Source organism: Acinetobacter sp. 1124_18A (assembly GCF_052824995.1).
The window spans coordinates 24,936-44,902 of record NZ_VTDF01000007.1; the positions used below are offsets into that span (position 1 = coordinate 24,936).

Below are 19,967 nucleotides of genomic sequence, written 5' to 3' on the forward strand. Positions count from 1 at the left end.
GAACTCAGGATAGAACTAATGAATCGTCGCGAATTTCTTTTAAATTCTACAAAAACCATGTTTGGAACAGCTGCTTTAGCGAGTTTTCCGCTTAGTATTCAAAAAGCCTTAGCTATTGATGCCAAAGTTGAAAGTGGAACTATTGAAGATGTTAAACACATCGTGATTTTGACTCAAGAAAACCGCTCTTTTGATAATTATTTTGGAACACTAAAAGGTGTGCGTGGTTTTGGAGATCGCTTTACCATTCCAATGACCGAAGGCCGAAAGGTTTGGGAACAATATGATGCTAAGAAAAATAAAATATTGCCTTACCATTTGGATAGCCGCTTAGGAAATGCACAGCGCGTTTCAGGTACGCCTCATTCATGGTCGGATGGTCAAGCCGCTTGGGACAATGGTCGTATGAGCGATTGGGTGGCGCATAAAAAGCCGCAATCGATGGGTTACTACAAAAAACAGGAAGTGGAATATCAGTTTGCATTAGCCAATGCTTTTACCATTTGTGATGCTTACCATTGTGCGATGCATGCTGGTACCAATCCAAACCGTAAGTTTATCTGGACCGGAACGAATGGCCCTACAGGTGCAGGTATTGCCAGTGTTGTAAATGAGTTTGATGGTATTGGTCCTTCAAATGAGGGTTATGAATGGACGACTTATCCTGAGCGCTTACAACAGGCTGGCGTTAGCTGGAAAATCTATCAAAATATGCCGGATAACTTTACCGACAATCCTCTAGCCGGTTTCAAACAGTATCGCCGTGCGAATGAGCAGTCAGGGCAACCTGTAAGTAATGATGTTCTCGTTTGCCCTGCATACGATGAAAAGATTGATGCAACACAGCCGCTTTATAAGGGTATTGCTAACACTATGCCAGACGGTGGTTTTTTAGGGAGTTTTAAAGCAGATATTGCTCAAGGTAAATTACCGCAAGTAAGCTGGTTGGTCGCTCCTGCAACTTACAGTGAACATCCAGGGCCATCTAGTCCTGTACAGGGTGCTTGGTATATTCAGGAAGTATTAAATGCTTTAACTGAAAACCCTCAAGTTTGGAGTCAGACGGTTTTATTAGTGAACTTTGATGAGAATGATGGTTTCTTTGACCATATTCCTTCACCAAGTGCACCTTCTAAAGATGAAAAAGGTGTAGTTCAGGGGAAAACGACTTTAAGTGATCAACAAGTGTCTTATGAGTACTTTAATCATCCAGCAGTCGCTACAGCAAAATCTCAACCCGCAACAGATGGACGTGTTTATGGACCGGGTGTACGCGTTCCAATGTATGTGATTTCACCGTGGAGTCGTGGGGGATGGGTGAATTCACAAGTCTTTGACCATACTTCTATTTTACAGTTCTTAGAAAAGCGTTTTGGTGTGCAAGAACCAAATATTAGTCCATACCGTCGTGCCGTGTGTGGCGATTTAACGACAGCTTTTGATTTTAAAACACCGAACCTTTTGCCTGTAAATGAGTTAGTAGGTAAGAAAACAAAAGCAGAAGCCGATGCTATTCGTGTTGCTCAGGCTTTATTGCCACAAGTTCCGGTTCCAAGCCAGCAACAATTTGCACAGCAGGAAATGGGCATTAGACCTTCACGTGCTTTGCCTTATATTTTGCATACCAGTGCTAAAGTTGATGCAGCACAAAAGACAGTCAAGTTGATGTTTTCAAATACAGGCAAACAAGCAGCCGTTTTTCATGTGTATAACCGATTAGATCTTACGGTAGCTCCTCGTCGTTATATGGTTGAGGCGGGTAAACAGCTTGATGACGTGTGGAATACTATAAATGGACAGTACGATTTATGGGTACTCGGTCCAAATGGTTTCCACCGCGCGTTTAAAGGTAATTTGATCCAAGCCAATCAAACTCAAGCATTACCAGAAATTAGAGTCTGTGTGGAGGAGTGTGATGCGAATTTGTATTTAAAAGTTCGTCATGATGGTAGTAAGTCAGTCAAGCTGACAGTCAAAGCAAATGCTTATCTTGCAAATAAGACATGGACTATAGAAACCGACCATTCTGAAAAAGAACTGGTTTGGGATATGTCTGAATTTGGTGGCTGGTATGACTTCACTGTGACATTAGCTGATGATGCTACTTTTAGCCGTCGCTTTGCTGGCCGTATTGAAACTCAAGAAGATTCAATTTCTGACCCATATATGGGTTATTTAGAGTCTTAAGTTGGTAAGTTATTTTCCTTAATGAGGGTATTGGAATTTATTCCTCATTAGCTGGTGCTAAAAGTCATCTGCAACCTGTCTATAATCTATAAGGATCTTATTTTTGCAACAAAATAGGATAGAGGATGAAAGTGGGCAGGTTTTGCAGATGACAATGCCTTTGGTTACTTTGGGCAAAACCAAAGTAACAGAACTAGCTGTTGGCAAAAAATTCTAGACGGTAAGACTCCGTCGCGTAGGTTGATAGAGAGAAACAAGATATCCCTGTCTCAATAGTAAATACAGGGTTTAGGCTGTTGATATAAAATTGTATTTGGGGGGAGAGACTGTTGTACAGATGAATAATAAAAATAAAGACTTACCTTTTGTAACAGAATCTCCTAAGCCTCGTCATATTTATCTTTTACTTTGGAACCCTGAATTTTTTAAAGTAATGGGGAAAATTTATGCTACAAGGTTTTATTGTATTATTAGCAGTAGTTACATTTGTTTTAATGGCTGCCGACCCACGAGATAGTGGGGCACAAGCGACTCAGTCAGCATGGCAAAAAACACAAGCAGCAGACATGACCAAGTCGCAAAAAAATACGAATAACGACGCAGATTTTATTTAAGCATTAAAACGCATTGATAAATCAACAGCTCTAACGTCTTTAGTCAGCACGCCCATAGAAATGTAGTCAACACCAGTAGTGGCAACTTCGCGTAAGTTTTCAATGGTGATATTGCCAGAAGCTTCGAGTTTACAACGGCCTGCAACATGTTTTACGGCATCAATCATTTGTTGTTGACTGAAGTTGTCGAGCATAACAATGTCTGCACCAGCTTCAAGCGCTTGATTTAGCTCATCCCAAGTTTCAACTTCGACTTCAACAGGTTTACCCGGTGCAATTTGATGTGCTTTTTCAATTGCCTGAGCAATACCACCCGCCGCCATAATGTGATTTTCTTTAATTAAGAACGCATCAAATAAACCGAGACGATGGTTCTGTCCGCCACCAATAGCCACAGCATATTTCTGTGCAATACGTAAGCCTGGTAAGGTTTTACGCGTATCGAGAAGTTTTGTATTTAAACCTTCAAGATGTTGAACATATTCAGCAGTTTTTGTTGCAACTGCAGATAAAGTTTGAATAAAGTTTAAAGCAGGGCGCTCTACAGTAAGTAAGCTACGTGCAGAGCCTGCAAGTTTTAAAAAGGCTTCATTTGCGGCAACACGGTCGCCTTCTTGTTTTAACCAAGTTACCTGTACAGTATTGTCATAAGCTGAGATGAGTGCATTCACCCAAGGCTGGCCAGCTAAAACCATATCTTCGCGGCTAATAATGGTCGCGGTTGCCTGCTCATCTTCAGGCGTGAGCATAGCGGTAATATCACCGTCCCCAATATCTTCTTGTAATGCTTGTTGAATATTGATTTGAATTGATTGTTCAAGCAAAGACTGAGGTATGCTCATACGGTTTCCATTTTGTAGATGACCCTAAAACTTGCGATATATTAGCACCGTCGACTTTAAAAATAAGCTGTTTTATGAGATTAATCGCGATAAACAATCGCATTTACTAGTTTGAAAAGTAGATAACTGCTTTAAACTAAAACAATTGGCAAGCAATTTATTGGCATCTCAATGAAGCAAATCAAACCGTATGAAGTTATAAATGGACAATTAAAAGGGGCGAGACAAATCCCTTCTCCAAATTTTAACCAGCGTCCGACTGGTACCGAAATTCAAATGATTGTGGTTCATAATATTAGCTTGCCGCCGTCTCAATTTGGAGGCGGGTATATTGAGCAATTTTTTCAAAATAAGTTGGATTGGTCAGTCCATCCCTATTTCCAGACCATTGAAGGTATGCAGGTTTCTACGCATTTGCTGATTTTACGTAGTGGGGAAGTCCTGCAGTTTGTTAATTTTAACGAAAGAGCATGGCATGCAGGACGTTCGAGCTATTTAGCCAAAGTAGAATGCAATGACTATTCAATTGGTATAGAGCTTGAAGGAAGTGATGATTTACCTTTTGAAGAAGTACAATACGAAGTATTAACCGATGTGGTTAAGGTTATTCGTCAGGCTTATCCTGAAATTAAAAACCATATAGCAGGACATTCAGACGTTGCACCTGGCCGAAAAACTGATCCAGGACCTTATTTTAAATGGCAGTATTTTAGACAATTACTTGCTCAGAAAAAAAGTTGAGTTCATTCATCATTTCACAACGAAAAGATTTTCTAGTTTCATTACAATAGCGTCTTTCGAATATAGCTGTAGGTGAGTACGATGGCATTGTGGCGATCGACTTTTATTGTCAGTGCAATGACGATGTTGTCACGAGTGTTAGGTTTAGTGCGTGATGTCGTATTGCTCAACGTGTTTGGTGCGGGTAAAGATTTTGATACCTTCGTCGTCGCTTTTCGTATTCCCAATTTCTTTCGACGATTGTTTGCCGAAGGTGCCTTTTCTCAGGCCTTTATTCCAGTATTAACTGAATATAAAACAGGCCGGGCACACGCTGAAGTGCAGATCTTGATTAGTCGGGTATTTGGTTGTTTGTTAACAGTCATGACCCTACTTACTTTTGTGGCTATGGTTTTAGCGCCTGCAATCATTTATATGTATGCACCGGGTTTCCATAGCGATCCTGAAAAGTTCGATTTAGCAGTCAGCATGTTCCGTCTGACCATCCCATATTTATTATTTATGTCACTCACTGCCTTCGCTAGCAGTATTTTAAATAGTTATGGTTCATTTGCTTCACCAGCTTTTTCACCAGTGTTGCTGAATGTCGCGATGATCGCAGGTGCATGGTGGCTTACGCCGTATATGGCTGAACCGATCAAAGCATTAGGCTGGTCAGTGGTAGCAGCAGGAGTGTTGCAGTTAGCTTTGCAGATTCCAGAATTATGGCGTAAAAACCTGCTGATTCCCCCTAAAGTTGATTTTAAACATGAAGGTGTAGAGCGTATTTTAAAATTAATGCTTCCAGCATTATTTGGGGTATCTGTTACTCAGATTAACCTGTTATTAAATACGATTTGGGCTTCTTTCATGCAAGATGGTTCAGTATCTTGGCTCTACAGTGCAGAGCGTATGACTGAATTGCCGTTAGGTTTAATTGGCGTTGCGATTGGTACAGTAATTTTACCTTCTCTTTCTGCACGTCATGCAGAACAAGATCAAGCCAAGTTCCGTGGTATGATCGACTGGGCTGCAAAAATTATTGTATTAGTTGGCTTACCAGCAAGTATTGCCTTATTTATGCTTTCTACTCCAATTATTCAGGCATTATTCCAACGTGGCGAGTTTGACCTGCGTGATACACAAATGACAGCTCTAGCACTGCAATGTATGAGTGCCGGTGTGATTTCGTTTATGCTGATTAAAGTCTTTGCACCTGGTTTCTATGCACAGCAAGATACTAAAACCCCTGTACGTGTTGGTTTAATGTCGGTCGCAGCCAATGCTATTTTGAACGTTGTATTTATTGGTTTCTTTAAGCTGATCGATTGGCATGCAGAGCATATGGCACTTGCATTGGCATCTTCTGGCTCGGCTTTAGTAAATGCGGGTCTACTCTACTTCTATTTACATAAACGTAATATTTTCCGATTTGATTCGCATTGGAAAAAATTAGGGCTTCAATATGGTTTGGCTAACCTTACCATGATTGCAGCGCTCTGGTTTGCGTTAAATTGGTATAACGGTGAGCTTTCACAGTGGTTACGCATTGCCGAAGTGGTTGGATTGTGTGTAGTGGGCGTAGTCGCTTATCTGGTGGCTCTAGTTGTTACAGGTTTTCGTCCCAGAGACTTAAAACACTAAAAAATAAAAAAGCGATCTTAAATGATCGCTTTTTTATATCTCATGAATTTATTTTGGTAAAACTTGCAATAATTCAATATCAAAAATTAAAGTACTATTTGGACCAATCGTGTCACCAGCACCGACTTCGCCATAAGCAAGATTCGCAGGTATAAAGAAACGGGTTTTTCCGCCTTCTTTCATGGTTTGTAGACCTTCTGTCCAGCCTGCAATGACTTGGCTGAGCTGAAACTCAACTGGATGATTACGAGCAATAGAACTATCAAATACGGTCCCGTCTAGTAAACGTCCTTCATAATTCACTTTAACGCGAGAGGTAGCTTTCGGTTTTTGTCCATTACCTTCTTTTAACACTTGGTATTGGAGACCAGATTTAGTCGTTATCACACCAGATTTTTTTGCATTGTCAGCAAGAAATGCCGCACCTGCTTGAGCGTTTAGTTGACCTGTTTTTTGAAATTCGACGAGTTGTTTGGCTTCTAATGTTTTCTTATAGTCATTAATCGCTTTCGCCATTTCTTCATCAGTTAAGCGTGCTGTTTTACTTTGAGCACCTTCTTGGAGACCTTGGTAAAAAATATCAAGATTCAGATCTGTTAGCGCATCCGTATTATTACGACCCATTAAATAGCCATAACTATAACTAAATTGTTCTTTTGCTGGGCTTTTATTCGTTATAGGAGTTGCAGCAAAAACAGATAAACTCATGGTTGATGCTGCAATAATTAAACCGATTTTTTTCATGCCGTTTTCCAAAAAAAAGGAGAGTAGTGTTCTACTCTCCTGAATGTTTTTATTTCACTGAAATAAGTTCTACATCAAAAATCAGTGTACTGTTTGCTGGAATGCCAGGAACTTCCTGAGGACCATAGGCAAGATTTGATGGAATGAAGAACGTCGCTTTACCACCTTCTTTCATTAATTGAAGTCCCTCAGTCCAACCTGGAATAACCTGATTGAGTGGGAACTCAACTGGCTCACCGCGTTTATAAGAACTATCAAAAACCTGACCGTTAATTAAACGACCTTCATAATGTACTTTAACAACTGACTGAGCTGTTGGCTGTTTGCCAGTACCTTCTTTAGTAATGATATATTGCAAACCAGAAGCTGTTGTTTTTACGCCAGCTTTTGATTTATTTTCTGCAAGGAACTGCGCATCTGCAGATTCAGGAGTAGCACCAGCAGCTTGCTCCGGTTTATTTTGTTGTTGCATTTTTTGCTGCAATTCTTTTTCATAAGCGGTTACAGCAGCTTTTAACTCTTCTTGAGTATAAGCACTTGGCTGCTTACTACGAGCATCATGAATACCTTTCACAAATGCTTTTGTATCTAGTTCAGGTGGAGTTTGCTGAGCAACTTCATACCCAAGAACATAACTGATTTTTTCAATTGGAGAGGCATTTTTATTTGCCTTGCTTCCGACTTCTGTGGTCGGATGTTGGCTTGCATAATATACTGGTACAAGTGCAGCACCGCCTAAAACTACAGCGACAGCAATGGGTAAGGCTTTACTCATAAAAAGTTCCAAAAATAATCATTTGAGTCTAAAAGGCTGCTTTTGATCTTAGCATGCTTAAGCATAGAATGTTTAAGAAAAAAAACGAGTGGTTTTTTATATATTTTAGTTAGTTTTAGTAGGGATATACTTAAAAAATCTTAAATAAAAAAACCGGATCATTTGATCCGGTTTTTTTATCACTTTACACTTAATCTTCTTTTTGTGCTTTATAAGCATAGGCGTAGTTATAGCCGTAACCATAACCAGCACTAGCACGTTGAATGTCATTGAGAATAAAGCCGTTGACTTTAACACCCGCTTGTTCAAAGCGATTAAGTGTTAATTCAAGCTCTTTCATTTGTGACTTAGCATAACGAGCAACAATTAAGTTCACACCAGTGTATTGCGAAATAATAATACCATCAGTTACTGCAAGTACTGGTGGAGTATCAATAATGATGTGGTCATATTGAGTTTGTAGCTGTTCAAGTAATTCTTTAAATTGGTTTGAACTTAAAATTTCTGAAGGATTTGTTGGACTCTTACCACGCGTAATCACATCAAGGTTTGCGACAGGAGTCTTATGCAAAACTTTTTGTAGATCAGCTTGTCCACTCAATAATTCAGAAAGACCTGGCTTGACATCAACATCGAAATATTTGTGCATATAACCGCGACGCATATCGGCATCAATGAGTAATACACGTTTATCACCTTGCGCGAAAATCGTTGCGAGGTTGGTCGAAATAAATGATTTACCCACTTCTGGAGAAGGGCCTGCAATCATAATGATATTATTTTTCGCACTCGCCAATGCAAAGTGAATCGCAGTACGGATACTACGTAAGCTTTCAATTGCAATATCATCACTATTTTTAACAGCAAGAATAGGAATACTCTTCTTCTTCTTTAAAATCTTAATGCGACTTTCTTGAATTGGAGATCGGGGAACTGTTGCATAAACTGGTAAATCCAGTTCATTTTCAATTTGTCCAGAATCTTTAATTCCTGTACGTAACATATTACGTAATAAGGCAATTAATGTTCCAATAAATCCACCTAAAAATAAAGATAAGATAAGGACCAGTAATTTTTGGGGTTTAATTGGTTCGACTGGCTCAACGGCAGTATCAACTATGCGTACATTTCCGATCTCGCCTGCTTTTGCGATACGGAGTTGCTGGTAAGAGTTGAGTAGTGCTGTATAAAGCTGAGTTTTAACTTCAACTTCGCGATACAACTGTAAATATTGGCGTTGTACATCTGGTAACTGTTTCAAAGTACTATTGAGTTCACCAATTTGTTTACTGACGGCTGTAAGTTGACCATTAATTTCACGCATTGCAGGGTGTTCAGCTGTATATTTTGCCGCCATTTCTGCTTGTTTTTGTTCGAGCTCGGCTTTCTTTGTTTCTAACGTAATACTTTGGGTTAAATAAAGTTCTGATTCTTTTGTTACATCGACAGTGTTGTACTGTTGACGGAATTTGTTAAATTGACGTTCTGCATCATCTAATTGCTTTTTAAGGTCAGGGAGTTGTTCATCCAAAAACTTTAAAGTTTGAGCAGATTCAGCGGAACGACGCTCAACATTTTGGGCGCCGTAGGTTACTAAAATCGCATTTAAGACTTGAGTAATATGTTCTTTGTCATGCCCTTGGTAATTTAAACCAAGAATACCCGTTAATTTACCGCGTTCTGCTACAGAATAATTTGAACTTATATTGTCTACCGCTGCTGGAATAGATAGTTTCTTAATATTATATTTTGAACTTAATAGATCTTTAGTAAAGATCGCGACCTTCCATACACCATGGGCTCCTGTAATTTGATTATTTTGATTGATTGGAGCTGTGAGTACAACTTCATCGGTCTCAGGATCTACTAATTTAAAAGCTTTTTGATCAAAGCTTAATACAAGCTGTTTATCTAAATAATATGGAGGTATTTCAAAGCGTTGTATATCAAAATTTTTAGTGCCATCTTTAAATAAGACTGAATTTTTAGTGTATTCAACTTTATATTCAGTGTCACTTAATAAACGATGAGTTAGTGTATTTTCTGTACTGGAAATATGAATATCTAGATGTAATTCTTTAATAACCGAGCCTAAAACTAACCGAGACTTTAGAATTTCAATTTCAGCTTGAGCAGGAGACTTTTGCTCAATCATCTGTGATAAATCACCTAAGAGTGCAGCAGAAGCCCCTTTGCTGTCTTCAACTTGAACTAATGCATCAACCGAGTAAGTATCTGGTGTTACACGTAAATAGAGTAGTGCACATACAAGGCTTAAAATAATGCAGAGGGCAATAAGTTTCCACTGAGCAATCAGTGAAAAAAATAATTCCTTTAGATCAATTGTATCTTCGGTATTAGTATTTTGGTTCATAAGCTTAAAATCTAAATGTTAAATATAAGGTTTCCAGTCATCAACACATTGTTGTATGAGTTGGCAAGTTTCATCAAAAATAGTTTGATCATGCTGATAAGGATCTGGCACATTTTTGTTTTGCCAATGGCCTAAGCGATAGGTTTTTCCCTTTGCAAAAGGCCAGGTTTGCTCAATATGTTTTTGCTGGTTGTGACTCATGACTAAAATCAGGTCAGCTCTTTTAACATGCTCCGCATTGAGTTTACGCGCAACATGCGGTTGCATATCAATGCCTAATCTTTGCATGCAAAGTCGAGCTTTTTCATCAGCTTGATGACCAATAAGCCCCGAAATACCGGCAGACTCAATATTTAACTGGGGATATTGCTGTTTTAAAAAATATTCTGCCATTGGGCTACGGCAGATATTTCCAATACAGACAACTAAAATATTTTTAAACTCCATGAAATTATTGTCCCAATCGATCTATATTATATAACGCGCTTGAGAAAGGAATAATTTGATTGACAACACGTTGCCAACGAGTCAAGCCAGTCGCATCAACATAGACTATATCATTACTACGTAGTCTAAATTGATTGGCTAACCCAAAGTCACCAATACTCATTAAGTTTAAATGATAGAGTTCGGTAGTTCGGTCATTTGGATTGGTACGTAACACATAAATTCGACTCGCACTAGCAGATAAAGGGTTTAAGCCTAAACTTTCACCTAATGCATCACTTAAAGTCATACCTTGGTCACGCATTGCCAATGCTTGGTTTTTACCAGACTCACCCATAACGTATATCTTTTGATTTTCGCGAGTGCTGACATAAATAGTATCGTTTGGTTGAACTAATAACTTATGTAATGAATAACCTGCTTTCTCTAAATCTATAGTATTTAGATTATAGGTTTGACCATTTCGAATAAGTTGAATATAAGTATTATCACCCTTATCACTTACACCACCAGCAAGACCTAGAGCTGCATAGACACTAACAGGTTGATCACTTAAGTAGAACTGACCACCCTTTATGACGCTGCCCTGAACAGAAAAGCGCTGACCCTCATAAGATAAGACACGTACTATCACATCTGGATTCTTTAGAAAGCGTGCTAATTGACTATGTAACTCACGATTCACTTGAGCAAGGGTTTTACCCGCTGCTTTATAGCGGCCAACTAAAGGAAACTGAATGTAGCCAGTTTGGTCGATTGGATAACCACTTGCCTGAATTGATTGCTCATTATTTATATTGTTTACTGGTGGAGTAATTTCAGGATACGCCCAAAGTTGGATTGAAAGAACATCACCTGAGCTTAAGCGGTATATAGGTTGTTGATTTTTAAATAAAGACTGGTAATTTTTTCGATAATCAGTTTGCGCAGGTTGAATTGCAGGTAACGTTTCTTGAGAGATTTTAACAACATTAACTGTGGTTCCGAGATCGGTTCTATATACACCCTCATCTGGAATATCATAAGTTTGTAAACCAGAAGTGACAGCACAACTAGCGACACTTAAACTCAAGGCAAGAACAGAAAAAAACTGACAATATTTCACACGAAACCCTTTGTGTATTTATCTTTAATTGATATCAGTTGATATCGTTAATCGTTTAGCACTAAGTGCTTATCTTAGATATAGACGTTTGTGATTCTAGCCGAAAAAAAATTAAAAAACACAGAAAAATCGTACAGCTTTGTATGATTAATTTATTTGTATAGTTTAGAATTTCTAAGAGAAGGGCGGTTAGTTTCTTAAGAATTACTCAAATATAAGCAGTGAAAAAGCTTGTAAACACTTTTATACAATTGCTTTATAGTTGTTGAAAAAAAACTGATATAGTTACGCACGACGATCTTTAGTCACGATGTATCATTGTTTATATATACAAATTTGTAAGGAATAAGGCTAACTTTTATGCAACTTGCCGAATTAAGAATAGCGATTATAGGTTTAGGTTATGTAGGCTTGCCATTGGCAGTTGAGTTTGGCAAAAAAGTGCCAGTTGTAGGTTTTGATATTTATCAAAAACGTATCAGTGAATTAAAAAACGGTCAAGATCATACGTTAGAGGTTTCCCCAGAAGAATTACAACAAGCAACCCAATTAAGCTATACCGCAAGTTTAGAAGATTTAAAAGATTGTAATTTTTTTATAGTAACCGTACCAACTCCGATTGATGACTATAAGCAACCAGATTTAACGCCTCTAGTTAAAGCCTCTACTAGTATTGGTAAAGTTCTGAAAAAAGGTGATATTGTCGTATACGAATCTACAGTTTATCCGGGTGCTACAGAAGAGGTTTGTATTCCAGTACTCGAAGAAATTTCAGGTTTGACTTTTAATGAAGATTTCTTCGCTGGTTATAGCCCAGAACGTATTAACCCAGGCGATAAACTCCATCGCGTTACTAATATTTTAAAAATTACTTCGGGTTCTACTTCTGAAGTTGCTGATTATATAGATGAAGTTTACAATTTAATTATTGAAGCAGGAACACATAAAGCACCTAGTATAAAAGTTGCTGAAGCTGCAAAAGTTATTGAAAACACTCAACGCGATGTCAATATTGCTCTTATTAATGAATTAGCACTTATTTTTAATAAATTAGGCATTGATACAGAAGAAGTACTTAAAGCTGCGGGTACAAAATGGAACTTCTTACCATTTCGTCCAGGCTTAGTAGGCGGACATTGTATTGGAGTCGATCCATATTATTTAACTCATAAAGCGCAAGCGATTGGATATCATCCAGAAATTATTTTAGCAGGGCGCCGATTAAATGATTCAATGGGAGCATATGTTGTTACTCAACTTGTAAAAGGAATGATAAAAAAGAAAATTCAAGTTGAAGGTGCTAAGGTTTTAGTATTAGGTTTAAGCTTTAAAGAAAACTGCCCAGATATTCGTAATACGAAAGTTATCGATATTGTAAAAGAATTACAAGAATACTATATGGATGTCGATGTATACGATCCGTGGATTGATAGTGAGGAAACTCAACACGAATATGGTATTACTCCAGTTAATCAGCCTACTGCAGGTCAATATGATGCTGTAATACTAGCAGTTGCCCATAACGAATTTAAAGAAATGGGTATTGAAGCAATACGCTCTTTAGGTAAAACTTCGCATGTTCTTTATGATCTGAAATATGTTTTAGCTCAATCTGAGTCAGATATCCGTTTATAATATTTGTTGAGAAAAAATATGAATCAATATGAACAAGTATTGGAACAGCTTAAGAACACACCTAAAATATGGTTAATAACAGGCGTTGCTGGTTTTATCGGATCAAACCTGTTAGAAACTTTATTAAAGTTAAATCAAAAAGTAATTGGTTTAGACAACTTTGCTACAGGTCATCAATATAATCTGGATGAGGTAGAGGGTTTAGTTACCAGTGAACAATGGAAGAATTTCACTTTCTATAATGGTGACATTCGAAACTTAGAAGATTGTCAAAAGGCATGTGCAAACGTTGACTACGTTTTACATCAAGCCGCTCTAGGTTCTGTTCCGCGCTCAATTGCTGATCCAATATTGACAAATAGTGCCAATATTACGGGGTTTTTAAATATGCTCGTTGCAGCAAGAGATGCGCAGGTCAAAAGCTTTACGTATGCTGCGAGTAGCTCTACATATGGTGATCATCCGGCATTACCAAAAGTAGAAGAAAATATTGGTAATCCATTATCTCCTTATGCGGTAACTAAATATGTAAATGAGCTTTATGCGGAAGTTTTTGCTCGTACATATGGTTTTAAAGCAGTAGGTTTACGTTATTTTAATGTATTCGGTAAACGTCAAGATCCTAATGGAGCTTATGCAGCAGTTATTCCAAAATGGACGGCAGCTATGATTCAAGGAGACGATGTATTTATCAATGGCGATGGTGAGACCAGCCGTGATTTTTGTTATATCGAAAATACAGTACAAGCCAATATTTTAGCGGCCGTCGCAAATGATGAAGCTAAAAATCAAGTCTATAATGTAGCAGTAGGGGATAGAACTACCCTAAATGATTTATTTAAGGCTATTAAATCTGCTTTAAACGAAAATGCAATCTCTTGTGATAAAGAACCTGTTTATCGTGAATTTAGAACGGGTGATGTAAGGCATTCTCAAGCAGATGTAACTAAAATCAAAACATTACTCGGATATGATCCAAAATTTAGAATTTTTGAAGGTATCTCACAAGCAATGGTTTGGTATAAGAATTTCTTAAATTAAATCATATGCTATCACTATTAAATAAAGCAAAATTCCTCCTAAGTGGGAATATTTTATTTGCTTTTTCTCAATGGCTAATATTAATTTTTATTAGCCATTTTTCTGATAATCAGGCTGTAGGTGCGTATACATATGCATTGGCATTAGTGACACCTGTTTTTATGCTCACTAACTTACAGCTTCGTCCAATTGTTGTAGCTGAGTTTAATCTCAATTCAAATTTTAACTATAAGTCTTATTTTGCTTTGAGATTTTATAGTATATTTTTGGCTATATTATTTTCCTTTTTGCTATCTTTTTTATCTAGTAGTAATATTTGGAAAGTAGTTTTATTACTGGGATGTATTAAAGCCTTAGAGGCAATCTCAGATATTATTTATGCATATTATAATGCTCAAGGAAAAACGAAATTAATTAGCTTATCTCTTACGGTAAAGTCTTTAGCTTTAATCCTGATTTTTGGAAGTTTGCTATATTTTTATAATTTATTGAATATTGGTTTGATAGGTATAATATTAATTTATGTATTAACTTTACTGCTGATAGATTTTCGCAATATTGGTTTAAATAAGAAATATTTTTATTTAAATGTAGTGGATTTTAAAAATATTATTATTTTAGCATTACCTTTAGGGATATCTGTAATGCTAGTTGCTTTACAAAGCAATATACCTCGCTTTTTTTTAGAGAAATTTTTTAACTTAGAGTATGTTGGTGTTTTTTCAGTTTTTTATTATTTTATTATCGTGGGTGGAATCGTAATAAATTCAATATGCCAATTTATTAGCCCACGATTTTCTATTCTTTTTAAAGAAAATAAAATGCATGAGTTAAGTAAATTAACTATGCAGGCGTGGGGTATGGCAGCTTTTTTAGGAGTAAGTGGTTTAATAGTTTCGATTACTTTAGGTGATTTTTTCGTTAATATTCTTTATGGTTCACATTATTTGGTTTGGATAGATATACTAAATATTGTTATGTTTGCGGGGTTATTTACTTACTTGTCAGTAGTAAATGGATATTTGATGACAAGCTTAGGCCTAATCAAAATACAACTTCCATTATTTCTATTTCTAACTATTTTTACCTTAGTCTTATGTTGGATTTTAATACCAGCTTATGGTTTGTTAGGTGCAGCTTGGGCTACGGTTGCATCTTCTGCTGCTCAGTTTATTTTGAGTACATTAATTTTATATATTAATATGGTGAGAAAAGTAGATGCGTAAAAAAGTATTGCATGTAATTACTAACTTTTCAGCACTTGGCGGTGCAGAAATGATGTTGCAAAAGCTTATTCTTGCCCAACCAGAATATGATCACTACCTTATTTCACTTATTAGCCTTTCAGACATTTATGAAGAAAGTTTAAAGCAAGTTAAACTGTCAAAAGCTTTGAATTGGAAAATTACGAATACAGCAAAAACAATATCTAGACTAGCTAAAGAAATTGATAGTATTCAACCAGACATAATTCAAAGTTGGATGTATCATGCCAATTTCATGGTAACTATTGCTAACTCTTTTTGTAGACAGAGCTATCCAATATATTGGGGTATACATCATTCTTTAAATTCAATTTCAGATGAGTCTTTGAGTACAAAAGTTGCGATATATTTGAATAAATACCTATCAAAGAAAGCTACAGGTATTGTTTATTGTGCTCAATCCTCATTAAAGCAACATAAGCAATTTGGTTTTAAAAATAAAAATCAGGTTTTTATTCCAAATGGAATTGATTTGGAAAAATTTAGATTTTTTGAAAGAGACTTTAGTAATCCTATTACAATTGGCTTTGTTGGTAGAAATCATAAAGCAAAAGGAATTCCTTATTTATTTGAGGTGATGTCCGCTTTTAAAGATGACCCTAGAATAGAATTCAGAGTTGCTGGTAAAGGTCTATCTTTGAAAGATAAAGAGATTGAAGACTTATCCAAAAAAATTGTAATTGGAAATAATGTAACTTTGCTTGATGCCGTTAAAGAAATGGAAGCTTTTTACCATGATATTGATGTCTTATTAATGACTTCAATTACAGAGGGTTTTCCAAATGTTTTAATTGAGGCTATGGCAACTGGTGCTATTTGTATCTCTACAGATGTGGGAGATGCTAGATATATTATTAATGATAATGACTATATTGCTAATGTATTAAATACTAGTAATTTAATTGATTGTATTAATAGTTATCTTAATTTATCAGTGGTTGAAAAAAAGCAGAAAATGAATGAGGCATTTAACTTAACTATTAATAGATTTAATATAAATATAGTCACTAATAAATATAAAAGTTTTTGGAATATTAGATAAGGTTGATGACATATGATTTATATAATTATTACAATATTATTCTTATTTTTCTTAATAGCAACTATTTATGAATTTAAGAAAAATGGTTTTACTGTAGTATTTATGTCTTTGGTTTGGATGTTTGTTTATAAATTTAAAAACAAAAAATCTTAATTAACTTGAAAGTAAGGTGTTTTAATGTCTAGAAATATATCTTTGGATATACTGAAATTATTTTTAGCTTTAGCTATTATAGCTTTGCATGGAAAAATTTTTTTAGACTTAAATAATTTACTTTATTTTTTTACTGTTAATGGTATATTTAGAATAGGAGTTCCTATTTTTTTATTAATAACTGGATACTATTTATTTTTGTTAAAAGATTTTAAGAGGTGGTTTTTAAGATTATTTTTTTTATATGTTTTTTGGATGTTTTTTTATAGTGTGTTTTATGTGAGTTATTTGAACTCCTTAGGAAATATTTTTGAAATATTTTTTTTAGGTTATCATCATTTGTGGTATCTAGCGGGCACAATTGGGGGAGGGGTTTTACTATATTTTACAAAAGGATTAAATACTGTAATACAAATAGTATTGGCATTTTTTTTATTTATACTAGGTTGCCTTTTTCAATATATAGGTAATTTTCATTTACTTCCAAAAAAAATTGATTTCTTATTTAACTATTATTCTTTTTATAGAAATTCTTTTACAGTATGTTATCCTTTCTTGATGTTCGGCTTTCTTATTCATAAATTTAATTTAACTGCTAAATATAAAAAAATTGCTCCATTTCTTGTATTAATATCTTTAATCCTTTTATATATCGAAGTTTATATTAATTACTTCTTTATAAGTAAAACAGATCCATTAGATCTAATGTTTTCCTTAATGTTGTTATGTCCTTTCATCTTTATATTTGTTTTTAATTTAAATATTAAAAGTGAAGGTAAGACGTTGGCTCTCTTTTCAACAGCTTTGTATCTGATACATCCTTTATTTCAAAATTTACTTAAATCTTTTAATATCAATTCAATTGAATTGTTTCTCGTAACAGTTGTTCTTAGTTGTTTAGCTTCTATGATGTTGATCATGTTAAACAAAAAAATTAGGGTTATTTTGTGAGTGAAGTTGAAAACAAAATGAAATTTTTAATGATTAGTAGTTTTTTACCTTCAGTTTTAAATTTTCGTGGAAAATTACTAGAGGCTATTCACCATCAAGGCCATGAGATTCATATCATTGCCCCCGATCTTGAGCTGTTTCAGCCTGAACTAGACCAACTAAAATCTCTTGGTTACTCGGTTTACTCTGTTAACATGCAAAGAACCGGAACTAATCCTATTACAGATATAAAAACACTAGTTGAAATCTATAAAATTACAAAGAAGATTCAGCCAGACTATGTCTTGTCATATACGATTAAACCTGTGATCTACGGCACGCTTGCTACTTATTTGGCAAAAGTGCCAAATCGTTTTTCACTCATCACAGGGTTGGGATATGCTTTTCAGAATGTAGACGGTACAAGTAAAAGAAGCACGTTTCAAAAGATCGTACATTGGCTTTATAAACAAGCATTAATAAGATCGTCCAAAGTTTTTTTCCAGAACCCGGATGATCTTGCTTTATTCCAACAATTAAATTTATTAAGTAATAAGGTTCCAGCAGTAGTTGTCAACGGATCCGGTGTTAATGTGACTGATTTTGAAGTTGTAAGTTTGCCTCGTGCTATGAATGGTGAAGTTAAGGTTTCTTTTTTATTAATTGCTCGATTATTAGAAGATAAAGGTATAAGAGAGTATGTAGAAGCAGCCAAATTAATTAAAAAAGAATATCCTCAGATTGAATTTAATTTAGTGGGTTGGATAGATGAAAATCCAACCGCGATAAAACAGCAAGAATTAGATTCATGGATAGATGAAAAAATTATTAAATACTGGGGGAAGCTTTCTGATGTTCGTCCCGCTATTGCTGAAAGTTCAATTTATGTATTACCTTCTTATAGAGAAGGCACACCTCGTACTGTCTTAGAAGCAATGTCTATGGGACGAGCTATTATTACAACAGATGCTCCTGGATGTAGAGAAACTGTAGAGCACGATGGAAATGGTTATTTAGTTGAAGTAAAGTCTGTCACTAGCTTAGAGATGGCAATGAAAAAGTTCATTCAGAATCCTGAATTGGCTGGAATTATGGGAACACGTTCTAGAGAAATTGCATTACACAAATATGATGTACATCAAGTGAATCATCATATGATGACAGAAATGGGAATTAAATAAGTGTTAAAACGTTTACTTGATATCATTATTGCTTCTGTAGCATTAATTCTACTTTCACCTTTATATTTTTATGTTGCATATAAAGTGAAAAAAAACTTAGGTTCGCCAGTATTGTTCCGCCAAGTTCGCCCAGGGTTACATGGGAAGCCGTTTGAAATGATTAAGTTTCGAACAATGAAAGACGCAACCGATGCACAGGGTAATCCTTTACCTGATAGTGAGCGTCTAACACCATTTGGTAAAATGCTTCGTTCAAGCAGTTTGGATGAAATGCCTGAGCTTTGGAACGTGATTAAAGGTGATATGAGTATTGTAGGTCCAAGACCTTTACTGATGGAATACTTGCCGCTTTATAATAAAGAACAGGCGAAGCGTCATGATGTACGTCCAGGAATGACTGGTCATGCTCAGGTTAATGGGCGTAATGCAATTGGCTGGGATGAAAAATTTAAGCTTGATACATGGTACGTGGAAAACAGATCGCTTTGGTTAGATTTTAAAATTATGCTACAAACTGTTAAAAAAGTAATCGCTAAAGACGATATTAATGAGGCGGGTGAGGCCACGATGACCAAGTTTACAGGTTCAAAGTCGGAATTGGATAAATGAGTAATTCGATTTATGCTATTTACGGTGCTTCAGGCTGTGGCCGTAGTTTGATGCCTGTTGCAAGACAACAGCTTCAACGTCAGGGTATTTTAGCTGAAATTTATTTTATTGATGATAGTTTACAAGAAGAAAAGATAGTAAACGGACATCCAGCTTTAAACTATCAAACATTTAAATCAATAGATTGCTCTGATAAATATGTATTAATTGCTATTGCGAATAGTCAGATCCGTGAAAAAATTGCAAATCAATTGGTTGCTGATGGTATTAAACTTTGGTCCATACAAGCTGATAACACAGTAATCATGGATAATGTTGAAATAAGCGAAGGTGCAGCCTTAAGCCCTTTCGTTTCAATTACATCAAACATAAAAATTGGTAAATGTTTTCATGCTAATTTATACAGCTATGTTGAGCATGACTGTGTGATTGGCGACTATGTAACTTTTGCACCGGGTGTTAAGTGCAATGGCAACATTCATATTGAAGATCATGCGTACATTGGTGCTGGAGCATTCATAAAACAAGGTACACCTGACAGGCCTTTAGTAATTGGTAAAGGTGCTATTGTTGGAATGGGTGCTGTAGTAACTAAAAGTGTCCCAGCTGGCTTAACAGTTGTCGGCAACCCTGCCAGAATTTTAGAAAGAAAGTAAGAA

The 19,967-nt window shown here is 35.9% G+C and carries 18 protein-coding genes; 12 read left to right on the forward strand and 6 right to left on the reverse strand.

Annotated features, from left to right (window positions below; all coding sequences use genetic code 11):
- Positions 1–18: 18 nt before the first annotated feature.
- Entirely contained in the window at positions 19–2,187 is a 2,169-nt protein-coding gene (locus FY048_RS14310; RefSeq protein ID WP_446091575.1) for a phosphocholine-specific phospholipase C, read from the forward strand.
- Between the two features lie 446 nt (positions 2,188–2,633).
- Positions 2,634–2,801, forward strand: a complete 168-nt coding sequence (locus tag FY048_RS14315; protein ID WP_000938939.1) for an ABZJ_00068 family colistin stress protein — start codon at positions 2,634–2,636, stop codon at positions 2,799–2,801.
- Here FY048_RS14315 and nadC read toward each other — a convergent pair.
- Entirely contained in the window at positions 2,798–3,643 is an 846-nt protein-coding gene (gene nadC, locus FY048_RS14320; RefSeq protein ID WP_016139677.1) for a carboxylating nicotinate-nucleotide diphosphorylase, read from the reverse strand. The two genes, FY048_RS14315 and nadC, sit on opposite strands and share 4 nt — an antisense overlap.
- Positions 3,644–3,814: 171 nt before the next feature.
- On the opposite strand from nadC, the gene ampD reads away from it, so the two are divergent.
- Positions 3,815–4,384, forward strand: coding sequence for a 1,6-anhydro-N-acetylmuramyl-L-alanine amidase AmpD (gene ampD, locus FY048_RS14325; RefSeq protein WP_446091576.1), 570 nt, complete (start codon positions 3,815–3,817; stop codon positions 4,382–4,384).
- Between the two features lie 72 nt (positions 4,385–4,456).
- Positions 4,457–6,007: a murein biosynthesis integral membrane protein MurJ gene (gene murJ, locus FY048_RS14330; protein ID WP_446091577.1), complete on the forward strand. Its 1,551-nt coding sequence runs from the start codon at positions 4,457–4,459 to the stop codon at positions 6,005–6,007.
- A 48-nt stretch (positions 6,008–6,055) separates the two neighbouring features.
- Here the strand turns inward: murJ and FY048_RS14335 are convergent, their stop codons facing one another.
- The 5 genes from FY048_RS14335 to FY048_RS14355 all read right to left on the reverse strand — a co-directional run bounded on the left by FY048_RS14335 (position 6,056) and on the right by FY048_RS14355 (position 11,452).
- The gene (locus FY048_RS14335) at positions 6,056–6,751 is read right to left on the reverse strand and encodes an FKBP-type peptidyl-prolyl cis-trans isomerase (RefSeq protein ID WP_016139674.1); all 696 of its coding nucleotides are present in this window, start codon (positions 6,749–6,751) and stop codon (positions 6,056–6,058) included.
- A 49-nt stretch (positions 6,752–6,800) separates the two neighbouring features.
- Positions 6,801–7,526, reverse strand: coding sequence for an FKBP-type peptidyl-prolyl cis-trans isomerase (locus tag FY048_RS14340; RefSeq protein ID WP_049838324.1), 726 nt, complete (start codon positions 7,524–7,526; stop codon positions 6,801–6,803).
- A 190-nt stretch (positions 7,527–7,716) separates the two neighbouring features.
- A complete protein-coding gene (locus tag FY048_RS14345) occupies positions 7,717–9,900 on the reverse strand; it encodes a polysaccharide biosynthesis tyrosine autokinase (RefSeq protein ID WP_446091578.1) in 2,184 nt (727 codons plus the stop codon).
- A gap of 18 nt (positions 9,901–9,918) precedes the next feature.
- Entirely contained in the window at positions 9,919–10,347 is a 429-nt protein-coding gene (locus FY048_RS14350) for a low molecular weight protein-tyrosine-phosphatase (protein ID WP_446091579.1), read from the reverse strand.
- A 4-nt stretch (positions 10,348–10,351) separates the two neighbouring features.
- Positions 10,352–11,452, reverse strand: a complete 1,101-nt coding sequence (locus FY048_RS14355) for a polysaccharide biosynthesis/export family protein (protein WP_446091580.1) — start codon at positions 11,450–11,452, stop codon at positions 10,352–10,354.
- 360 nt (positions 11,453–11,812) lie between these two features.
- Here FY048_RS14355 and tviB point away from each other — a divergent pair, with 360 nt between their 5' ends.
- The 8 genes from tviB to FY048_RS14395 all read left to right on the forward strand — a co-directional run bounded on the left by tviB (position 11,813) and on the right by FY048_RS14395 (position 19,964).
- Positions 11,813–13,087, forward strand: a complete 1,275-nt coding sequence (gene tviB, locus FY048_RS14360) for a Vi polysaccharide biosynthesis UDP-N-acetylglucosamine C-6 dehydrogenase TviB (protein ID WP_446091581.1) — start codon at positions 11,813–11,815, stop codon at positions 13,085–13,087.
- 18 nt (positions 13,088–13,105) lie between these two features.
- Positions 13,106–14,128, forward strand: coding sequence for an NAD-dependent epimerase/dehydratase family protein (locus FY048_RS14365; RefSeq protein ID WP_446091582.1), 1,023 nt, complete (start codon positions 13,106–13,108; stop codon positions 14,126–14,128).
- Between the two features lie 5 nt (positions 14,129–14,133).
- Positions 14,134–15,354, forward strand: a complete 1,221-nt coding sequence (locus FY048_RS14370) for a polysaccharide biosynthesis C-terminal domain-containing protein (protein WP_446091583.1) — start codon at positions 14,134–14,136, stop codon at positions 15,352–15,354.
- Positions 15,347–16,435, forward strand: coding sequence for a glycosyltransferase (locus tag FY048_RS14375; protein WP_446091584.1), 1,089 nt, complete (start codon positions 15,347–15,349; stop codon positions 16,433–16,435). The genes FY048_RS14370 and FY048_RS14375 overlap by 8 nt, the downstream gene beginning before the upstream one ends.
- Positions 16,436–16,612: 177 nt before the next feature.
- On the forward strand, positions 16,613–17,539 hold the full coding sequence (locus FY048_RS14380) for an acyltransferase family protein (protein ID WP_446091585.1): 927 nt from the start codon (positions 16,613–16,615) through the stop codon (positions 17,537–17,539).
- A gap of 17 nt (positions 17,540–17,556) precedes the next feature.
- Entirely contained in the window at positions 17,557–18,699 is a 1,143-nt protein-coding gene (locus tag FY048_RS14385; RefSeq protein ID WP_446091662.1) for a glycosyltransferase family 4 protein, read from the forward strand.
- Positions 18,700–19,308: a sugar transferase gene (locus FY048_RS14390; RefSeq protein ID WP_446091586.1), complete on the forward strand. Its 609-nt coding sequence runs from the start codon at positions 18,700–18,702 to the stop codon at positions 19,306–19,308.
- A complete protein-coding gene (locus FY048_RS14395) occupies positions 19,305–19,964 on the forward strand; it encodes an acetyltransferase (protein ID WP_446091587.1) in 660 nt (219 codons plus the stop codon). Before FY048_RS14390 ends, FY048_RS14395 begins: the two co-directional genes overlap by 4 nt.
- The last annotated feature ends 3 nt before the right edge of the window (positions 19,965–19,967 follow it).

Bases quoted from the DNA above. Each gene is read 5' to 3' on its own strand.
- FY048_RS14350 (WP_446091579.1), bottom strand. From the start codon at position 10,347: ATGGAGTTTAAAAATATTTTAGTTGTCTGTATTGGAAATATCTGCCGT.
- FY048_RS14375 (WP_446091584.1), top strand. From the start codon at position 15,347: ATGCGTAAAAAAGTATTGCATGTAATTACTAACTTTTCAGCACTTGGC.
- FY048_RS14365 (WP_446091582.1), top strand. From the start codon at position 13,106: ATGAATCAATATGAACAAGTATTGGAACAGCTTAAGAACACACCTAAA.
- ampD (WP_446091576.1), top strand. From the start codon at position 3,815: ATGAAGCAAATCAAACCGTATGAAGTTATAAATGGACAATTAAAAGGG.
- FY048_RS14395 (WP_446091587.1), top strand. From the start codon at position 19,305: ATGAGTAATTCGATTTATGCTATTTACGGTGCTTCAGGCTGTGGCCGT.
- nadC (WP_016139677.1), bottom strand. From the start codon at position 3,643: ATGAGCATACCTCAGTCTTTGCTTGAACAATCAATTCAAATCAATATT.
- FY048_RS14340 (WP_049838324.1), bottom strand. From the start codon at position 7,526: ATGAGTAAAGCCTTACCCATTGCTGTCGCTGTAGTTTTAGGCGGTGCT.
- FY048_RS14315 (WP_000938939.1), top strand. From the start codon at position 2,634: ATGCTACAAGGTTTTATTGTATTATTAGCAGTAGTTACATTTGTTTTA.
- FY048_RS14310 (WP_446091575.1), top strand. From the start codon at position 19: ATGAATCGTCGCGAATTTCTTTTAAATTCTACAAAAACCATGTTTGGA.
- FY048_RS14380 (WP_446091585.1), top strand. From the start codon at position 16,613: ATGTCTAGAAATATATCTTTGGATATACTGAAATTATTTTTAGCTTTA.
- tviB (WP_446091581.1), top strand. From the start codon at position 11,813: ATGCAACTTGCCGAATTAAGAATAGCGATTATAGGTTTAGGTTATGTA.
- FY048_RS14370 (WP_446091583.1), top strand. From the start codon at position 14,134: ATGCTATCACTATTAAATAAAGCAAAATTCCTCCTAAGTGGGAATATT.
- FY048_RS14385 (WP_446091662.1), top strand. From the start codon at position 17,557: ATGAAATTTTTAATGATTAGTAGTTTTTTACCTTCAGTTTTAAATTTT.
- FY048_RS14345 (WP_446091578.1), bottom strand. From the start codon at position 9,900: ATGAACCAAAATACTAATACCGAAGATACAATTGATCTAAAGGAATTA.
- FY048_RS14335 (WP_016139674.1), bottom strand. From the start codon at position 6,751: ATGAAAAAAATCGGTTTAATTATTGCAGCATCAACCATGAGTTTATCT.